Source organism: Dendrosporobacter quercicolus (assembly GCF_900104455.1).
GTDB classification, from domain to species: Bacteria; Bacillota; Negativicutes; order DSM-1736; family Dendrosporobacteraceae; genus Dendrosporobacter; species Dendrosporobacter quercicolus.
The window spans coordinates 93,705-116,565 of record NZ_FNHB01000001.1 but is presented as its reverse complement, the minus strand read 5'-3'; the positions used below and the strand labels follow the sequence as shown (position 1 = coordinate 116,565).

The 22,861-nt window shown below is 41.6% G+C and carries 2 protein-coding genes (1 of these 2 running past the window's edge); both read right to left on the bottom strand.

All coding sequences use genetic code 11. From position 1 onward, the window contains the following. A protein-coding gene (locus BLR06_RS00425; RefSeq protein WP_092067195.1) for an amino acid adenylation domain-containing protein crosses the window boundary here: on the bottom strand, positions 1 to 12,383 show its 5' portion. Its footprint begins 4,807 nt before the window's first position; only the first 12,383 of its 17,190 coding nucleotides appear in the window; it begins with the start codon at positions 12,381 to 12,383; its stop codon lies off the left edge, out of view. Beyond that, positions 12,380 to 22,861: an SDR family NAD(P)-dependent oxidoreductase gene (locus BLR06_RS00420; RefSeq protein WP_092067193.1), complete on the bottom strand. Its 10,482-nt coding sequence runs from the start codon at positions 22,859 to 22,861 to the stop codon at positions 12,380 to 12,382. Before BLR06_RS00420 ends, BLR06_RS00425 begins: the two co-directional genes overlap by 4 nt.

Here is a 22,861-nt window from a genome sequence, read left to right as displayed (position 1 = left end):
TTTCGATAGATTTGATAGGAAATTTCTCCGTTGTCCTCAGGACATAGTCCTATGTGTACTTGAACCGGCTTTTCTCCTACAACAACAGGGCAAGACCAAACAATGTTTTTGAGCTGGATTCCAGCGTCTAACTCTGCCGTTGCTCCTGTTGCCTGTTCCACTGCTGCGCGTGCCATCTCAAGATAAGCCACGCCGGGCAAAACCCGCTGACCCTTAACAACATGGTCAGCCAGGAAAAACTCCTGACCCGTAAAAGTCGAGCTGAACCGCTGCTCGGTAAAATCTGAAGAATTTTGATGCAATAACGGATGCATAAATGTAATAACTGCTGAGCTTGTTGACATATTGCTGGCAGATCTAGTCTTGATTTCTGCCACCCAGTAATTTTCTTTAGTAAACGGATACGGTGGTAAACTGATTCGACGTGGTTTAATGCTATATAGGGAATTCCACGAAATTTCATAACCCTGGCAATAAAAGTCCGCTAAAGCGCAGAGTACTTCCCGATATTTGTTCTTGTTTCCTTTCACTGACTGGCTGTGTTCTAACAAATATTGGGTATACTCCACGATCAGCTTCTGACCGGAAAAGTTCCGGGGAACCGTTCCGTGGAACATTCTAGGCAATTCCTCTTTACGCCCAGCCTTTTTTAATTGATATAAAGCGTCCTCCAGATCCCGGACTATAATCGCACAACGATGAGCAAAATGCTGGCGGCCTGCTAACAAGGTATAACTGATCTGGGGCAAGTTTTTCTCTGACCAATGACTGTTTTGCATTGCATCAATTATATCTTGAATTTTTTCTTGCAAAGCGGCCGGAGTCTTAGCTGAAAATGCGAGCAGGTGGTAATACGGTCCCTGCTCTGAGGATGTTACCGCTTCCTTGCTGGTATAACCTTGGACCACCATATGTACATTGGTTCCGCTCATTCCAAAAGCGCTTACTGCACCAGAACGGCGCCTGCCTTCCCGCTCCGGCCAGGTTCTTGCTACTTGGTTAACGTAAAAAGGACTTTCCTGCCAACGGATATAATCATTTTTTTGTTCATAGTGCAGACTAGGCGGAATTATCCCGTAACGCAAAGCCTGTACCAGACAAATCAAACTGACTAGGCCCGAAGCGGCGAAGGTATGGCCGAAATTTGCCTTTGTTGAGGTAAGAGCGCAAAATCCCTGTTTACTTGTATAAGTTTTAAAAGCATTATATAGTGCATTGATTTCAACGGGATCTCCTAGTTTAGTTCCGGTTCCATGGGTTACGATATATTCGATTTCCTGCGGATTCACCCTGTATTGATCATAGACTGATTTTAGAAGATCTGTTTGCGCAACCCCGCTTGGTGCAGTAATGCCGTTAGTCTTCCCATCATAGTTAATACCGCTTCCCTGGATTATTGCATAAATTGGATCTCCGTCGGACTCTGCTTGTGATAATCGCTTAAGCACCACTGCAGCCACGGCTTCTCCCGGTACCATACCGTTCGCTCGTGCATCAAAGGCAAAGCACTTGCCGTCTTCAGACAACATCCCAGCTTGGCTCATTCCAATAAATGACTCCGGAGTCAATATCAAATTCGCCCCTGCCGCAATCGCAGTAGTGCATTCCCGATTTCGCAAACTTAAAATTGCCTGGTGTACGGCAACTAAACCGGAAGAACAAGCTGTATTAATTGCCATAACAGGACCATTCAGATTTAAAAAGTATGCCAAACGAGCCGCTAAAATTGCAGTATGATTGGCTGTAATACTGCCCTTTTCTTTAACAAGCAGGTGATAATCACCCTCTTCAACACCAACAAACATTCCAATCTTATTTGCGCTAAGATGAGTTGCCCCATATCCCGCATCTTCCAACGCCTTCCATGCTTCCTGCAGTAAAAGGCGTTGCCTCGGATCCATAATCTCCGCTTCTCGTGGTGAAATTTCAAAAAACAAGGCATCAAATTCACTAACGCCTGAGATACAACCGCATTTCCATTTAGTTTTCCCCGGCCCCGGGCCTGGAAACCGTTCTTCGGGAATAGCGGTAACCGCATCCTGTCCTTCTGTAACAATTCTCCACATTTCGTCGATATTCCGGGCTTGCGGGAACCTTCCGCTCATCCCGATAATGGCAATGGGATCGTCCATGTTCTGGGAAGAGCTCCTAACAGCAAATCTAAATTTTCCAGGTGGCTGTCGTTTTGTTGTGGCTGCTATACCAGGAATCCTTGGCGATAAATCCTCTTCGATAATCATTTCACGATAAAACGCCTCAATGTTTGCTTGGTGCTCCTGTAAAAAGTATTGAGTCAAGCTGTCAATCGTGGAGTGTCCAAAAAACAAGGCGGGTGTTATTTCTATTCCATAGTAATTGGTTAATGATAATGCAAATTCCGCCAGGCTAACCGAATCAAACCCTAAATCCGCCAAGTTTTCTGCTCTACCTAACTTATCACGCGGAATCTTGAGTACTTTACCGATATGTTCTTTCAAATCCCAATCTAAGCATTGCGCCAGGTTTAAGCCTTTTAATTCCGCTCTTTTGCTTGTGCTGGAGGAATTGGGCGTATGTATAAATGAGGTAGTGGCTTTTTTATTAATTAAACCTAAAAAGCGATGTACCCGGCTTGGTTGCCCCACCAACAGCAAATGTTGCGTCTTATTTTGGACCAGTAAGCGTTCGAACATGGCCATGCCCTCTGTGGTTACCAAAAAGCGCTGACCACTGGATTGCAAATACGTTTTACTATTTTCATCATCGCCAAAACCCATGCCGCCGTCTTTCCATAGAGGCCAATTGATTACAACAGTCTTTCCCTGACGCTGTTTCTGGCATTGCAATTGCTGTCGATAGTGGGCATAGGCTATTAGAAAACGGTTAGCGACGGCATAATCGCAGGAACCAAAATCTCCAAGAATTGCTGCCGCTGAAGAGAAATAGCAAATAAAATCAAGGCTCTCTTCCAGGAGCAAGTTATCAAGCACCAGAGTCCCTTTAATTTTGGGATCGAGTACCGCAGTGAAGCTTCGCTTGTTTTCTTTAAGAATGCTTTGATTACTTTGTACCCCTGCGGCATGAATGACGCCGTTTATCTCACCGAAACGTTTTTGGGCCTGGTTCAGTCCTTCTTTCATACGCTTTGGATCGCAAATGTCCGCTTGCACATACAAAACCTGACTACCTAACTCTTCTAGTGCTTTTAGCTTCGCTTGTTTTTCTCCTTCAATTGGGGAGCGACCTGTTAAAATCAGATTCACGGGGTGTTTCCTGGCGATATACTCCGCAAACAAAAGTCCAAGTCCTCCTCCGCCGCCTGTAATGAGATAGGTACCACCTGATTTTAACATACTGTTGCCGGACTGTAGTGTTGTTTGCCGGATTTGCAATACATGCCGTTTTTCTTTTTGATACAAGACACTCTGAAGTTTAGGAGCTTGTAATTCTGCCCATATTTTCTCCAACCAATCTCGCAATACTGTTTCTTGGTTTTGATCGCAAGCCGCCTGATAAATGATGGACATTTCGGTATTCGGCAGAACGAGTCCTAATGAACGCTCAAAACCAATCCAGGATTCCAAGTAACAACGGTTCAGTTCATTATCAAATTGAGCGGCTAGTAGGAATCGCTTGGCTTTTAGCTTGGCGGCGGCAATGCCCTGCAGAATATTGACAATGCCCAAATAATCCTTTATAGCGCTGTGATCCTCCAGCGGCCATAGATAGAGCATAGCATCCACTTGACCATAATCTTCCGCAATGCTCTGGAAAACCTGCTGAAAACTGTTTTGATCCTCTCGGGCGATCCTATATTCGTATTGAGATTGTTTTTCATAAATTGTACCTTGGGAAACAAAAATAACCTTCGTTTGTTGAGCAAAGTTTGGCAGCGCTTCAAGAATTGCTTGTTTATTCGCTGGCTGCGAAATAAAACATACCAGAGTGTTAATCCCAACCGGATAAATAGCTGCCAAGGGTTGCTCTTGCCAGACCTCTTCAAAAGTCATCATCGCAAAGTTTTCCTGTGTTTTAGGAACTGGAACACTTGGCTGTTTTGAGTCTAAAGAGGTCATCAGCAAAGACCTCGTGTTCTCTTGTTGTTCCAGCCCTTTCATTCGTACACAAACATGGCCTTGGTCGTCACACAAGTCAATATCGAATTTTTTAACTTGATCTTCCGCCTTGCTGCCGTCACTGTAGCGAACCAGCGCCCACATGCTGGCAGAACACTTGCTGTAAATTTCAAGTTCCTGCAGCGCTAAAGGCAAATACGTTTTAAGAGGAGCGATAGTATTCACGTCATCGGCGGAGACCATTGCTAAACCTGCTGACACCTGCCATGCTGCGTCCATTAAACCGGGATGCAGGACAAACTGGTCTTGGGTAGCAAAAGCGACAGCTGGCCAGCACAGTTTTGCCAATACCTGATCCATTCCTCCATATACTTTCTCAATTCCCTGGTGTTGGGATACACATTCCACCCAATTCGCTCGTAGAGAACTTTGACTGCATTGAGCTTGCAAGGCGAGTATATCCAGGCTTGGTACTTTTGAGGATGAGCACAATGCCGCTCGCCCCTGGCCGTGCACTATAGCTTCAGCTTCAGACTCGCTATAAATTTCATAGAAAATTTCTCCGTTGTCCTCGGGGAATAGTCTGATGTGTATCTGTATAGCCTGATCCTCTACAATAATCGGTCGATCCCACATCACATTTTTAAGTCGGTTTATAGTTTGATTTTCTAATAAATTCCCGGCAGCCTGTTCCACTGCCGCCCGAGCCATTTCAAGATAGGCCATTCCGGACAAAACACGCTGGCCTTGGAGAATCGGACTAGCCAGGAAAAACTCCTGACCTGTAAAGGTTGAACTAAATTGCTGTTTGAAGAAATCCGATGTATTTTTATGTAATAAAGGATGAATAACTAATGCTGTGGCCTCCCGGTTAGTTTTGCTACCGGCCTTGCTTTCAACTACAGGTATCCAATAGCGCTCCTTGGCAAAAGGATATGTCGGCAGACTGACCCGGTGAGGTTTTGATTTCCAGTATAGCTTGCCCCAATCAAAAACCAACCCATTGACCCAAAGCTCTAGCATTGGGGCATATTTCCCCTGTTGGATCCATTTCCTGAGTGGTTCCTGCATTTCTTTATTGTCCGCCAATACGGATAGAATTCCTTGATTGTCTTTGGCCTGTCCGTAATATAGACCTTTAATACTGGTTTGTCCTTTTATAAATTGTTTCAGTTTTTCCTCAAGTTCTTTGACTGAGCCTACAACTACAGCTAAGCGCTCCTCCATTGCTTCCCGTCCTACCTGAAGAGTGTAGGCTATATCAGAAAGCCTTGTCTCAGAAAGCTGTTGTGTTTGAATCGCGTTCAGGAAGCGCAACACATATTCTCGCAGCCGCTCTTCATTCTTTGCTGACAATACTATCATTTGTAAATCCTGTCCTTGATGCTCCGGTTCCTGAGGTGGTGATGTATATTCCTCAATCACAGCATGCGCATTAGCGCCTCCCGCCCCAAAAGAACTGATTGAGGCTCTTCTTGGATATATCTTTACTTGCCCATCAACATGAATAACAGGTTGCTGCCAGTCGGTTAGCTCCTGCTGTACAAAAAAGGGAGTATCCTCAAAATTAATATTTGAATTGAGCTGCTTTGAATGTAGTGACGGAACAAGTTGTTTATTTTTCATCTGCAGTAAAACTTTGGTAAGTCCGGCAATGCCGGCTGCCGATTCCAAGTGACCGATATTCGATTTTACTGACCCGATAGAACAATACTGCTTTTCGTTGGTATACTCACCAAAACTTTTCGCTAATCCGTCAATCTCGATTGGATCCCCCAGGGATGTACCCGTGCCGTGTGCTTCAACATAACTGATTGTCCTTGGATCAATTTGCGCTCTGTGCAATGCTTCCAATATCAGCTTACTCTGAGCTGTAGGGTTGGGAACCATATATCCATTCGTTTTGCCTCCATGATTTACTGAAGTTCCTTTTATGATGCCATATATATGATCGCCATCATTAATAGCCTGTTGCAGGGGTTTTAATAAAACAGCACCTACTCCTTCGCCTGGTACAAACCCGTCACCTCCTTCGCCAAAACTTCGGCACCGGCCATCAGTCGCCGACATCAAAAGCTGGGAATGTACCAGATATTTATTAGGATGTATTGATATATTGACCCCGCCTGCTATTGCAGCTTCACATTCGCCGCGTTTAATACTTTCCACTGCCAGGTGGAGAGCAGTTAGCGAAGAGGAACATATTGTATCAATGGACATACTCGGGCCATGAAAATCAAAGTAATAGGAAACCCTGTTGGCAATAGAACCGTATGACGAAAGAACTCCTAATTGGTCATTACCTAATAATTGATACTCTCCATACATAACTCCTACGAAGATACCCACCTTCCCATTGAGAAGTTGCTGCAAAGAGTAATGATTGTAACCGGCATCCTCGAATGTGTGCCAGACGGTTTCCAGAAACAAGCGTTCCTGGGGGTCCATTTTTTCAGCCTCCCGCGGGGAAATATTGAAAAAAAGCGGATCAAATTTATCTACATCATCAATAAATCCGCCCCATTTACTGCCTGCCTTTATCGGCGTGGTTTTATCGCCATTATAATATGCTTGATAATCCCACCTTTCTTTTGGTATCTCTATAATACAATCAATTCCGTTCTTCAGATTCTCCCAGTAATCTGCAAGAGTTCTTGCCTTTGGATACCTGCCGCTTACACCGGTAATAGCTATATCTAATATTTCATTATTTCCAAGTTCAAGACTATTGACAGGTGAATATATTTGTTCCTCCTTTGGTGTAACCACCGCGCAATCATCGTTTAGTTGCGCGTGTATAGGCAGTTCTGCATAATGAAATATCTCCTTCGCCTGGTCTTGATGATATTTCCAAAAGTATTTGGCTAATTCACGAATAGTTTTATATTCAAAAAACAGTGTCTTGGGCAGTTTTCCAAACTCCTCTTCCAGATATTGGTTTAAGCTAGTAATCATCAAGGAATTTATGCCGTATCTCTCTAATCCAGCCATTTTATTAATCTGGGTCACGGGAATTTCTGAAACTTCGGAGAATATCTCTTGCAAATAATCCTCAATTTTTGCCAACAAACTGTTTTCGGCAAAGGAAGCCGGCTCTCGCTCTTTAGGCAAAGCTGTTATAGGTTCTTTAACCCAATGCCTCTTTTTCGCAAACGGATACGTAGGCAAAAGAATTCTTCTTTCGCTTCCATCATTAACACCACTCCACTCAAGCCTAACGCCTTGTACCCATTTGGCCGCAATATCCAGCAAATCCTGCTGATCGGTTGTTATTGGTGACCCTTCTGCAGAAACAGCAGTCCCCCGGTAAAGGCCATCAATATTTTCTGCCGCACCGTTTAAAAACCTATTTAGCTTCTCTTTCAAGCTCTGAATGTTTTCAGCTACAATTGCGATTCTCTCTTTCATAGCAACACGCCCCATGCGCAGCGTATATCCGATATCAGCTAATGATAATGTCTCATTGTGCGCTAAAAATTCAGATAGCTCTATCAATTGTTGGTTAAGTTGCTCGCTAGTGGCTGCTGATACGGGAATTAAAGTAGGTTTTAAACTTGCTACTTGCTTATCAGCTCCACGAATGTACTCCTCAAGGATTATATGACCAGCCGATCCCGTTGCACCAAAAGCGTTAATTAATGCCCGGCAAGGGTTCTTATCCTGTCCGGCTTCGGATGGTTGATTACGCCAGGTTCTCACCGTGTCCACGATTTCCAGTCCACTCTCTTGCAGCTGAATTAACGGATTTACGGGGTTAAACTGTATTGTGGGCGCAATTTGTCCATGCTGCATCTGCAGCAGGACTTTGGTTATTTGCGACATAGCCGAAGCAGCTTCCAAATGTCCTATATTAGCTTTCACCGATCCGATATAACGCGGATATAGAGGATCAGCATGAGGTTGAAAAACATTTTTTATTGCGTTTATTTCCGAAGCATCTGCGATATTGGCTCCTGCTGCTGCTGTTTCAATGTAACTTATAGATTCCGCAGATACACCTGCATTCTCCATTGCCTTCTGCATCAATTCAGACTGCTTTGCAACACTTGGAGCTCCATATTGTACGGTTTTTCCACTGTGACCGATGGCCGTCCCTTTAATAACGCCATAAATATAATCATTATCTTGCTGGGCGGCTTCAATTGATTTAAGTAAAATTGCACCGACCCCTTCTCCTGGTAACCAACCACTTGATTGCCTTCCTAAAGGTCGACATTCACCATCTTTTGATAGCAAATCAAGTCCGCGCAACAAATCCTGGTGGTATGAATGCGTAATTAAATTAACGCCACCAACTACAGCAGCATTACACTCTCCCCTTTTGATGCTTTCGCAGGCAAAATGGATGGCAGTCATTGCTGATGAACAAGAAGTGTTAAGGGCTATGCTGGGTCCGTCGAAATTGAAAAAATAAGATGTTCTATTGGCTATGGAGGAGTGGAAAGCTGATGCTTGCATTGCCTGCCTGTCCTTATTTAAATTGGAAGTTTGGTTCTGATAATCGTTCCACATCGCCCCCACAAACACGCCAACTCTATGGCATGAGCGAATCAAATTTTCGGCAGTATAGCCTGCATTTTCAAGGCATTCCCATACTACCTCCATAAACAACCGTTCCTGCGGATCCATAGAACGGGATTCGACTGGTGAGATATTAAAAAGCAAATTATCGAAACACTCAATATCATCTAAATAGCCGCCGCGGCTTGCAGCTGTTTTTTGCTCACAAATGGTTTCATACCAATCGTTCTTCCACAATTTCTTCCTGCTCTCGGGTAATTCTTGAATACTATTTTTCCCTCTTTTCAAATTTTCCCAATATTCAGCCAGCGTCTTGGCGCCAGGATACCTCCCCCCCAGCCCCACAATAGCAATATCCTTTTGGTCCGCTGCTTCTCTGTTCTTTATGAGGGCAACTTTACCACCAAGCTTTACAGTTTCGCGTTCACCTCTACCAGTCTCAAGAAACTCCCATTCTTTTGGTATTTCTTGAAGAAAACTGCCACAAGTGAAACTATGCAGAAACACTTGTTCACCGTTAAGTTTAAACTCTTGACAAATCCTATCAAAGTCCAAACCGCCAATAGGGCAGACGCCAATATCAAATTCCGCCTGCTTATCCATTAATAGCTGCCCCATGTAACCGGCTTCCAACAACGCAACATATAGGCTGTCCTCTTGGTAAATGGGTTTTAGAACATCAAGTTCACCTAACAAAAATAAACAGAAAGCCGAATTTTGATAATGCTTTCTGTTAAAAGGAGTATAACTAGGTTTTATTTTTTTGGACAACTCTGATGTAATCAGCGCTAATACATGTTTTTCAGTATTATAATAATAAATTCCTTCGTCGAGACCTTCGACTCCATTTTCTTTAATGTAAAGATAAGTATGAATGCCTTTAGTCCCTGATAGAGCTGAATATAGACAACAAGAATTTCCGGCTTCATTTATCGGCCGCAAGAGCGTCATAAACTTACTAAATTGCGCAAAAGGGACAGGCTCACTCAAATAATCTCGCTGACAAGATCGCAGGATATAGCTACTCTGCGAAAATTTATATTTATCGAGGGCTATCATTGTCTCGCCGTCAGAAAATCGTCTGATATTTAGGGACTGTGCATGGAAATTATCATGCTCTTCCTTATTTAAATACTTCATATTTTTTAATGTTGTATGCCAATTGAATTCTAGAAATGAGGAAAATGTTTTATCGCCGGAATAATTTAGAAAATGCTCGGTTATCTGCTTACTCGTTTTTTGCAAATAGCCGGCAAGCCCGATAGGCGCATCACTGCTATTATCTAAAGCATTCGGAACTCCGCCTAACAGGCAATGAATAAACCTATGTCCTTTGTCCAGCTTAAAGAAAGCAGCAATTTTATCAAAATCAACCCCTAATACCGGACATACACCCAAGCCGAAATCCGCCTGTCTGCTTAGCATCAGTTGTCCCATATACCCTGCATCAAGCGTTACTAAACTAGGACTTGCAGATTGATATACCGGCGTTATAGCATCAAGTTGCGCAATAAAGAATAACACAAAGCCAGTATTGTCAAAAACCGGACGATCATATTCGAAAAATATTGACCGATCTATTGTTAACACATCATTAACAAGATAAAGCGCATGATCTGACGGATGGTAATAATAAACTCCCTTTTTAACTCCTTCTACCGCGTTTTCTCTAACATATAGATAAGTTTGAACCGCATTAAGCCCTCCCGCAGACGGATATAAGTACTTTCCTTTTTCTTGTATTGTCTCCTGTTTTAAAAGTGAGATAAATTTGCTAAATAAATTGAAAGGTATTACTTTCCTAACATAATTTCTTAACACCGTGCTTTGTGTATAAGCAGCTTTTTTAAAGTCTGCTTTCTGCAATTCAGTCACTTTTCCTGAGTCATCAATATCGCTATAGTGCTTACTGTCTTTCATATTAATTTGAGAACGCTCTGTTATATCCTGTAATTGTTTACATAAATAGTCCACTATGGCTTTGATAGTGGGGTCATCCAAAAATATTTCTACCGGAATTGAAATACCATATTGATTCTTAATCTTTTCAACCATCCGGACCATAGTCAAAGAGGTTGCACCTAAATCAAAAAGATCATCTTCAATTCTAAGTTCGTCAGTTCCCGTAATTTCCTTGGTATATTCCAATAAGGCCTTTGTTACGTTTTCTCTAAGATTTATTTCCGGTTTACCTGTGGTTATTGCGGTGGTTTCCCGGATTTGTTCTTTTGTCGGCCACGGTAATGCTTCTCGGTTTAGCTTGCCATGAGGTGTAACAGGTATAGCCTTCAGAGGCATGATAATATTAGGAATCATATAAGCAGGTAATCTTTTTTTCACAAAATCCCGCAGCTGTTTAGAAGCAGGCAATTCTCCTTTGGCAACGATATAAGCTACCAGTTTTGGATCACTACTTTCTCCGTTTCTCACCAATACAACTACTTCCGCAATCGCATCATGTTCTCTGAGCGCTGCCTCTATTTCGCCCATCTCAATTCGATTTCCCCGCAGTTTCACTTGAAAATCGATTCGTCCCAGAAATTCGATATTGCCATCAGGCAAATAGCGCGCCCTATCTCCAGTCTTATATAGTTTTGCTCCGGTTTTGTTGCTAAAAGGATCGTTGATAAATTTTTCCGCACTCAGTTCTGGTCGGTTGAGATATCCCTTGGCCAGACCGATGCCGCCAATATGCAACTCTCCTTCTTCGCCAATAGAAACTTGCTTCAACGCATCGTCCAGAATGTAAATCTGAATATTTGAAATCGGGCGGCCAATCGGCACTTTTTTATCCACGCGTTCCTCGCATTCCCAATAAGTCACATCAATAGCTGCTTCTGTCGGACCATATAAATTATGAAGTTTTGCCGACAATTTATCCTTAAAATCCATCATTAAATCAAAAGCCAAAGCTTCTCCACTAGTAAATACCTGCCGCAATGTGTCGCATAATCTTACATTGGAATTGCTAACAAAAAACCTGAGCATGGATGGCACAAAATGACAAGTTGTTATTCTTTCTTTATTTATTATCTCCACCAAATAATTGCTGTCTTTATGACCTTCCGGTTTTGCCACGACAAGACAAGCGCCGGATAACAACGGCCAAAAAATTTCCCAAACCGACACATCAAATGTAAACGGTGTTTTTTGTAAGACCTTGTCCTTGTCAGTCAGCTGGTATTTTTCCTGCATCCACGCCAAACGATTACAAATGGCCTGATGTGATAGCATGCAGCCTTTCGGTTTCCCGGTTGAGCCGGAAGTATAGATGATATAAGCTAAATTTTCGGGAGTAGCAATAAGATCGGGATTACTGTCCGACTCTCCCAACAGGTAATCCCATTCGCTGTCAAGACAGAATTTCGTGCCATTAAATTTGCCAGCCAGACTCTTATATTTTGCCTGAGTGAAAATGATGGAAACTCCGGCATCCTCCAACATAAATTCTAATCGTTCTTCAGGATAGGTCGGATCAAGCGGCAAGTAGGCCCCGCCAGCTTTGAGAATTCCCACAAGAGCTATGACAATTTCCAGCGATCGCTCCATTAATACTCCTACAATACTGTCAGGCCCTACCCCCATTCCCTGCAGATATCGTGCGCATCGGTTTGCCCGACTGTTTAATTCAGCATAGCTAAGCTGTTCCGCCCTAAAACGAAGCGCGGGTTTGTCTGGATTTTTTATAACCTGTTCTTGGATTAGCTCATGTAAGCACTTATCTAAACAATAGTCCCTCTTAGTATTATTCCAGTCAAGAAGTACCTGCTTTTCCTCAGCCTTCGACAAAAACTGTTGGACTATCATACTTTTTCCTCCTTGTCATTCTTTAAAATTCCGTACTTTTCCGGCTGGGCATTGATCAGCTTTGGAAAATCTATTTTATTCCAATTATCAGGAGTACTAGCTAGCGCTTCCAATACTCGCTTATACCCGGCAAACATGTCTTCTATTAAGCCATCGGAATACAGCCCTTTTGCAACATCCCAATAAAAGTGGAGGCATCCTTCACGCTCTTCACTTATGTTATCCAAGTAGACTTGTGGTGTTTTGGTTATAGTCTCTATCTTTGTAAAGTTATTGTCCAAATTGACGCTTGACTGAGTCAAATTACTGAAAACTACCGGAAAAGCTAACGTCCCTCTCCGACCGGCTTTCAATACAGCTTTCCGGAGAACCTTTAAACCGCTCACTGCCAAATGCGCTAAATCCTCGCGTACAGCCTGATGGTATAATTGCACGTTTTCCTTAAAATTGTTCTTACCCTCTCTGAATATTAACCAGCTCATAGCGGTAAAATCACCTACCACCATATTAATACCATTGTGAAGGGGAAGCCGTTCCCAGCACGGAATTACGATAGAAAATGGTTTATGATATAACCATGCTGACAGAACTTCGACATAAGCGGACAACAATATCATGCCTGGCGGCACTGCCAGGATTCTTGCTGAATTTTTGAGTACATTCCAATTCCAGAGCACACTTTTGAACTGCTCTTGCTCAAAGGAGACCAAATTGTCACAGGTATTCATTGGTAATTGCGGCCCGGGTGGAATTATCCTAAACTTTTTTTCCCAATATTGAATGCTGTCTTGATATCCGTCCTCTTTTTTATATTTTTCCAATGCTATGATGTAATCTCGAAATGAAACATCGTTTTTCTTCAAATTCTCAGCAGGATATTTATAAGCATGAAAAAACTGATTCAATAAAAGCTGAATGCTATCCCCGTCAGCTATTAGCATATCAATGCTAAAATGAATGCGGAATTTGTTGTTGTTTAAAATTGATACACGCAAATCAAAATAGGGCCATTTATTTAACTCGAATACCCGTGTTACCATCAAACGTTTAATTGTATTTAATTCCGCCTGTAGCGCTTCTCCTTTTTTGTCGATAAGATCAACCACTTCGATTTTAAACTCTGGAACCTCCTGCAGAATTCTTTGAATACCATCTGACTGGATCACTGCAACAAGCATGTCATGAGTCTGCAGCAATTTATTCCATGCTTTTTCAAGTCGACCAATATCAAGTTCTTCCACTTCAAATTCGTGATATATTTGACAGGCATTATTTCCACCTGGCATTAACGCACTTCTGGCATAAGCATATGCCTGCTGCTGATCAGTTAAGGGAAAGGGTTTAAATTTATCATCTGGCAAGACTTCAAGCTTTAGACCTTTTGGTAAAGTTCCTTTTACCGGAGCCGGCTTTACATTATCGCTGGCTTCAGAATACGCTCCACTCTTAAGGTTACCATCAAAAAGTTTTTCACTAATTATTTTAGAAGTTAAAGTATCCAAATTCCAATCATCCGTTGTGCATGAAAGCATATAAATGAACCGGCAGTAAGCGGCAAACATACTCCTAATTACATTCGCACCAAAATATTCTTCCGCAACATCCCAGCTGAATTTTAGTTTTTGATCCTGTTCAAAGATTTGATGATCTAAATAAACTTGAGGTGTTTGCGTTACCATATATGAAATTCGCTTAAAAAAGCTCTCTTTATTGTGACCATTCTGAGTCTCGAAATTATTCACTAACGATGTAAAAACTACAGGTAAATATATCGAAGTTGGTATTTTATTTCTTGCTTTAATTTCTCGTAACACTCTAACGCCACTTACATAACTGTGGTCCAAATCATTGAATAAACAATCTTGATTGTAGCTTATCCATGCTTCAAAGCTCCGACCCCTTTTTGGCTCCACAACAAATATATTTGTCGAAATATATGGACCAAGTACCTGCTGTATCTGTGGGTGTAGTGGCATCCGATTAAAGAAGGTTATGATGAGTGAGAATGCTTCATTATCACTCCAAGCACGAATAAACTCACTAAAAATACTAAGTACCAGGGTCGTAACGGAAACATTTAATTTCTTAGCTTTCCCTTTAAGAAACAGCCACTGCTGCTCTGCAAGCTCACCGTTCAATCTTCTACGATAATAAATCTCCTTGCGTTCTACGCTATCTGCCTGTTGTTGGCAGGATAGTGTTGGCCCGTTCGGCATCTGTTCTAATCTCTTGACCCAATATTCCAAATCCCGCTTATAACGTTTTGACTCTTCAAATTGCTTAATCGCAGATACATAATCGCGAAATGATATATTTAATGCCGGTAATTGCCAGCCAGGCTTTTCATATAATTGCTGCCATTGCTGTAATAGCATATATACTCCATTTGCATCTATTATCAACTCATCAATACTGAAGTGAATAACATATTTACAATTCGGACACACACTGATACGGACTTCAAAAAGCGGCCATTGCTCGGCCTCATATATTTTATGAGACATATTTTCCCGCACATCCTCAAGGTATTCGGACTGCGCAATCGCAGTTTTTCGGCGTAAATCAACTATCTTCAAATTATATGGTGGCGTTTTATCCAGGATTTTCTGTTGACCATTATTTAGAATTACACAACGAAGCATTTCGTGATATTTAATTAAGTTTTCCCAAGCGCTTCTTAAACGGTAAATATCCAGGCTGCTTACTTCTATCTCAAAATAAATATGGCACCCCACCCGGTCGCCGCCAAAACAAAGTTTACGTCCAGTCAAAAAAGATTCCTGAATATCATTTAGTGGAAAAGGTTGATGGCGGTTAGCATTGTCTGGAATGATTACAGGTAGGATATCTAGCATATTAGATTGTTTTGGAGAATTGCTGTTTGTTCGAAAGTCAGCCTTAATTTGCGGTTTAATTAGTTTGTTCAAGTACCTGTCTAAAAGCTCAATAGTATTATGTTCGCTTACAAGAGAAATTGGAATTTCTGTACTATACACCTGTTCAAGCATACCCCTTAAAGTAACCGACTGCATTGAATTAAACCCTAAATTAGCCAGCGGCTCCCGTATCGGCAGTTCCACTGCAGGAATGCCTAAAAGCTCGCTGATCATTTGTTTAATTCGACTATTCAAGCTAATAGGCTGGTTATCATCCTGATGAATTAAATATCGACTATCCATCATTACTGGCTGGTCACTCACTTGAGCAAGCCAATATTTCTTTTTCTCAAAAGGATACGCGGGCAGGGAAATCCTATGAACAATTGCTCCTTCGTGAAGGAATTCCCAAGGAATATTACCTCCCTGTGACCAATATAACGCCAGTTTCTCGTAATTTTTTTCGGCTAAAAGTATTTGAAATAGAGTCTCCCCTGTTCTGCCATGTAGCAGGGACCCAATCACGGAATGCTCCTCTTCCATATTTCCCGAAAAAATTGGTATGGAAACCTCTAGCTGTTTGTCTTCCTGCCTGGAGACTAAATATTCCTTCAGGCCCTGAATAAGCTCTTCTTTGCTGCTCACCACCATAGCCATTCGATATTTCATTGCCTGTCGTCCAATCTGGAGTGTATAAGCAAAATTTGCTAAAGACAGCTCTTTCTGTACTGTTAAAAATCCTAGCATTTGTTTAACAACCGCCAATAGTCTATCCTCATTTTTAGCTGAAAAAACCACAATCTGTGGTGAAATTGCGGCAATGTTATCAGCAGCTTCTGTATAAGAAGGAATATATTCTTCTAAAATTATATGCGCATTTACTCCGCCAAACCCATAACTGTTAATACTGGCGCGCCGAGGAAACCTGATACCATTTGAGTCAATCAACTCTTCCCATTTATGGTTCTCTGCGGATAATTGGAACCTACTCCCACGTAGCGAAATACTTTCATGTAAAGTTGTAAATTGCGGAATACCTGGAATAACTTTATCACGTATGGCAAAAATCACTTTAAACAGTGCCGCCATTCCAGAGACTATTTCGCCATGGCCAATACATGGATTTAAGTTCCCAATATATTGTGGGCTGTTTGCTTGTAAATTGTTCGTATGTAATGATGTAAGTTCCTGAAAACCCGCCTTCAAAGCGTTGATTTCAATACTATCGCCTATAGGAGAAGCAATCCCGTGCGCTTCAATATAAGATACCGTTCGGGGATCAATCTCAGAGGCCTGGTAGGCTTGGAGCAAGGCAGTTTTTATCCCTGCTGCATTGGGTGCGGTCATTGACATTCCGCGACCACCGTGCGCGACTCCAGTACCTTTAATGATGGCATAAATCAAATCTTTATCTTCAATGGCTTTTTGTAAAGGTTTGATGATCATTGCACCAACGCCTTCACTGCGCACATACCCGTTTGCCTCTGCCTGGAATGCTTTGGTCTGTCCATCCGGACTAAGAAAACCCATTGATTCAAAAGCAATAAATCCCATCGGTGTTAGAAGTAAATTAGCGGCACCTATAACGGCCTGTTCACATTCATTGCGATGTATACATTGAATCGCGCGATGTAAAGCGACAAATACCGATGAACAGGCTGTTTCGCAATATTCGCTTGGTCCCCGTAAATTTAATGTATAAGAAATACGATTGGGAATCATGGACGAAACAATAGACGTCATCGCCAAGGGATTATCTTTAGGAATAGAAAAAATGTTCAAATACTCACTAAGACCTGCAGCACTGATATAAACGCCTGTCCGTTTATGCGCTAATGTTTCAACAGTAATACCGGCATCTTCAATAGCCTTCCACACCTGGGTTAGTAGCAATCGCTGCTGTGGATCCATCAGCTCAGCTTCTCGCGGAGAAATTCCAAAAAACAACGGATCAAATTCATCTACTCCGTCAATGAATCCCCCCCATTTGATATTGGTTTTATTTGCCTCTTTCATGGGGTCACCAAAATACTCTCGCCAATCCCAACGGGTTTTAGGTATTTCGGTGATACAATCCTTGCCCTCCACAATGTTTCCCCAAAAATCATTCAAATCTTTGGCCATAGGAAATATACCACTGATTCCTACTATCGCAATGGGTTCATAGGTTACCCGTTCCGATTGCCCTGCGACTGAAGCCAATGCTCTTGCAAATCTTGAATATCGTTCGTTTTTGAGCAGACCTTCCTTTACTGTACAACCTTCAGGTTGAGCTTGAACTGAGGATTCCAATCTGCTTTGAATAAAGCTTGCGCCAAACGCTGCATGCTTCTCTGCACTTAAATATTCAGCAAAACTTTGAATGGTGGGATATTCAAAAAATACAGTGGGAGTTAATTCCAGGTTGTATTCCTGGTTTAATATATTCACAAATTCAGTCAGCATGATTGAGTCAAATCCATATTTGCTCAACTCGGTATATATATTGATAGCCTCTGACTTTAACTTCAAAAATTTTGATACGCTTTGAATCAAAATCCGCTTTATTTTTTCAAACGATGTGTTGAGATCAATTTCCGGCCTTATAATTGTAGAGGCAAGTTTGAATCGTTTTACAAAGTCCTCTTTGTAATTTTCCACTAGGTATTCTGCTAAGCTATAGAGTGTCGGGTGTTCAGAAACTATACCAGTCGTCAACTCAAACTGATATTCCTGGTTGATTTGATTTATGAATTCCGTCAATGTAACGGGATCAAAACCGAATTCATTCAGTTGGATATTTCCGTCGCTATCTTCAGTTTTAACCTTAAGCAAATTAGATGCGGCTTGCAACAAAGCAGCTTGCACTGTATCTAATAAACCAGTATCGATCCTGCAATCAGCTCTTATAGTAGCTTTCTTAAGTTGTGCAGCAGCACCGCTCTTAATAGAAAGCATTAATTTTTTCATTTGTACAAGATTACCTTCCATGACCAATACCTGGTTTTCTTGTGAAGCAAAACCTTGATATAACGCTAGGATGCCACTTGAGGTTTGCATAGCACTCATTCCCACGCTTTGTCTCATCATTCTCGCAGATTCTTCGTTTATATGCATACCGCCTTCTTTCCACAATGGCCAGTTGACTGATAAGGTCTGCCCGCAGCGTTGTTTCTTTGCAACCTGAGCATTGCGGTACCCGGAATAACAATCCATAAAGGCATTGGCAGTTGCGTAATCGGCTTGACCCAGATTACCTAAACTCCCTGTTACTGAAGAAAAGAAGATAAAAAAGTCAAGGTTTACCTTCTCGCTTGCTTGATCTAGATTCACTAGTCCTAAGACCTTAGGGGCAAGGACTGCTCGCCATTCCTCCTTAGTTTTATTTAGGATATAGTTATCGCGAAGCACGCCAGCAGCATGAATGATGCCATTGAGTCCCCCGAAATCTTCCGTAATTTTTTGAATTAAGTCCGCAACCGCTTTCTTGTCAGTCACATCTGTTCGTCTGTATTCAATTCTAGAGCCCAATGCTTGCAGTTCTCTAAGTTGAGTGTGCTTTTCCTCACTGAGTAATGATCGCCCAGTGAGAATGAGAGTCACATGCTTAACTTTCTGCACAATCTCCCTGGCAAAAATAATTCCTAATCCACCAGCACCACCTGTAATTAGATAGACCCCATGATCTTTCCAGGGAATACGTGACTCTTCTTCCGATGATATAATTTCATTCCACTCCACAACCAACCGCTGGTCATCCCGATAGCAAATCTGGTTATCAAAAGGTCTCCGGCTGTTTTCCTGCAACTTTGCAATGATTGTCTCAGTATTTGCTAAAAAATCCCACTCAATTAGCTGCCCTATTAATTTGGGATTCTCCAGTTGAGCGGTTTTCAATAGTCCGGCCAGTCCGCAAAATAGTTGCTGTTCATTCTCATTCGTAACTACAATTTGAATCAATACCTTACCGCTAGGTTTACTCTTAATAATATTTTGAATTTCATCAAATACCCTAAGAGCATATGTCTCAAAGCGATCGACTATATTATCCTGTTTAGATTGCAATATAATACAATGGCTTCCTGGTATATGACTTACTACTTCTTCCTGAGAAATATGGCCCATCTCGCACAAGATCACCAGATGCTGCATATATATTGGGAACTTATCTTCTCTGTTTATGGGTTTCTTATTCCAACAAGGTCGGAGCAACAGCGTCCCAGGGGTTGCCGAGGCTTTTGCCGTCTCCCCTTCCGCTTCCAATACTCTTGTTGAAAACCCTCTCATCCGTACACAAATCGTCCCATTTTCATCGCATAAATCAATATCGAGCTTTTCTACTTTATCCCCGGCTTTACTCCCCTCACTGTAACGGAGCCAGGCCCACATGCGGGAGGTGCATCTGTCAATAATTTCAATTTCTTGCACGGCAAAAGGCAAGGCAAGCTTGCCAGGCTCAATACAATTGCCAATCTTTAAGCCTATTGACGCCTGTAGCGCTGAATCCATGACACTTGGATGCAGTACATATTGATGCAGCGTATTGGAAACGAAGCCTGGCAGAGACAACTTGGCCAACACTTCTCCTAATCCGATATATACCAGCTCAACTCCTTTGTGGCCTGGTCCATAGTCAAGCCCCATAACGCAATACGCATCATAGCATTGTTTTGCCGAAAGGGTGTTTAAAGTGCACTTCGCTTGTAAAGCCGCTATATCCAAGGTTAATCCCTGCCTAAGCGTACTACTCAACACGGCACTGCCTCGACTGTGAATAACCGGGCCTGTATCCGTCTCATTCGCGTAACTATAGATTTCAAAGGCAATTTCTCCGTTATCTTCAGGGTCAAGTCTAATAAATACCTGAACAGATTGCTGCTGTATTGACATTTGGCGAGTCCAGCTCACGTTTTTTAATCGAATTCCCATCGACTGTGATCCTGATGCCAAATCTACAGCGACACGAGCCATTTCCAGGCAGGCCACGCCAGGCAAAACCCGTTTACCCTTCACTATATGATCCGCCAAAAATAATTCGCGCCCCGTAAAGGTCGAACTAAACTGCTGTTGCGCAAAGTTGGAGATATTCCGATGTATCAGCGGGTGAATGATGCCCGCAAAGTCATTATCGAAAAGATAGTGTTCTGTGCTTGTAAGTATACAATAATTGTCTTCGCAAAATGGATATGTGGGCAATGGAACACGACAGTAACTTCCCTTTTTGTATAACATCGCCCATTCCAGATTATATTCATTAGCGTATAGCTCTGCTAAAAACAGCAGCTTTTCTTTATAATTCTCCCAATCTGAATTATCAGATTGCTGTAATTCTTCAACAAGTCGTTCACCATATTTTTTTAATATTAATTGTATTTTAGGAGAACTTGTTGCTTCATAACTAAAAAAATCATCTGTGGTCTCATTTTTGTAAATTTCCATTATTTTTTGTTTCAGTTCATCTATATTACTCGCGATAAAAGCACATCTAACTGAAAAATGACTTCTGCCAATTAAGAGAGTGTAGGAAATATCTCCTAAGCAATATTGCTCTGCTTCTTTTTCCAGCCATGCGTTCATATCGATAATTCTTTGATTTAAGGCTGTTTTTGTTTTTGCAGAGAACGTGAATAAGTAATAGGGGCGAACATGCTTATTTGCACCCTGTTGCACTGGAGGCTCTTCAATAATCACATGACAATTCGTACCACTAAATCCAAACGAACTTACCCCTGCACGTAAAGGATTTCCATCACTGCTTTTCCATTCAGTAAGTCTAGTATTTATAAAAAAGGGGCTTTCATTAAAATTTATATGCTCATTAATCTTTTCGACACTAATAGTTGGAGGAAGCATTTTATATTTCATCGCCATTAAGATTTTAAAAACACCTGCAATTCCGGCTGACATTATAGTATGTCCAATATTTGGTTTGTGCGATCCGATGGCGCAAAATTGAGTTTTAGCAGTAAACATCCGGAATGCCTCTGATAAGGCTTTAATTTCAATTGGATCGCCTAATTTAGTCCCTGTGCCATGTGCTTCAATATAGCTAACTGTTTCGGGATGAACAGCAGCATTTTTATATGCTTCATATATCAATGCTTTTTGGGAAAGCATACTTGGTGAAGTAATACCTTTTGTCTTCCCATCTTGGTTTATGGCAGAACCTTTAATTACGCCATAAATATGATCCCCGTCCCTAATTGCTGATTCTAACCGCTTTAATACTACAGCCCCGACACCTTCTCCAACTACGATCCCGTTCGCACTATTGTCAAAGGTTTTACATTGGCCATCAGGTGACAACATGCCTGTTTTTGAGGTCATGACATAAAATTCCGGTGAGCTAATAATAAAAACTCCACCGGCTAACGCAATTTCTGATTCTCCTTTAAGGAGACTATTGCAAGCCAGATGGATGGCTACCAATGATGATGAACACGCAGTATCTACAGCAAGACTTGGTCCCTTAAGATTTAAAAAATATGAAATTCTTGCCGCTAAAATTGACATGTCATTGCCTAAAAATGTTTGAGAATTTATCTCTTCCTGATTCAATGTTTGTTCCTTATAATCCGAGGTTCGACCACCAACAAAAACCCCTACCTTTGTCCCCGATAGCTGTTGGGCGGAATATCCCCCGTCTTCAAAAGCTTTAAATGCTTCTGTTAAGAACAATCGCTGCTGCGGATCCATTCTTTCCGCTTCCCGCGGTGAAATATCAAAAAATGCGGGATCAAATCTGTCAATGTTTCTTAGTAAACCACCCCATTTACTGACCGATCTATTCTTTTGGGCAAAATCCGGATGGAAATAGCTAATTTCGTCCCAGCCTTTGCGATCAATTACCGCTATACAGCTATGCCCCGACTTAATGTGATCCCAGAATTCTTCAATTGTGTCTGAATCGGCGAATTTGCCTGAGATACCTATTATTGCTATTGAATCTCGTTCTTTTACAAGAAATGCCTGATTGTTATTACTTTCTTCGCTTGAAATTGCTTTTTTTATTCCCAGGCTTCTTTCCCTTAACAAATGATTATAACCGGCAGATCGTTTACCATTTTTCTGTCGCCATTCTTCACCATAGCGACTAATAATAACTTGAGCTAACTCCTTGACCCCGCTATAATCAAAAACAACTTCAATTCCTAGTTGAATTTCGAATTTTTGATTGACTGCTTCTATCAATTCCACAGCCAATACTGAGTTAATACCCAAATCTAAAAAGCTCTTGTCTAAATCCAGGGTACTATCCCTTAATAAATCAGCTATTATTTTTTTCAATTCCTGTTCAATAACTTCGTGACTACTTATGTCACTGTATTTTTTATAAGCTTTTCCCTTATTTGCACCATTTGCTATATGGTATTGATTTGCTATATGATTTGCCAAATCTTTGACATTGCTATAATCAAAAACCACTTCAATTCCTAACTCAATTTCCAATTCTTGATTGACCGCTTCCACTAATTCAACCGCCAGCACCGAATTAATACCTAACTCTGAGAAACTTTTATCAAAATTCAAGGGATAACTTGTGTTGTTTACTATTCCCGCAAGTACTTTCTTTACTTTGTTTTCAATATTTTTTTGATAAACATGTAGATTAGCATTCATCAT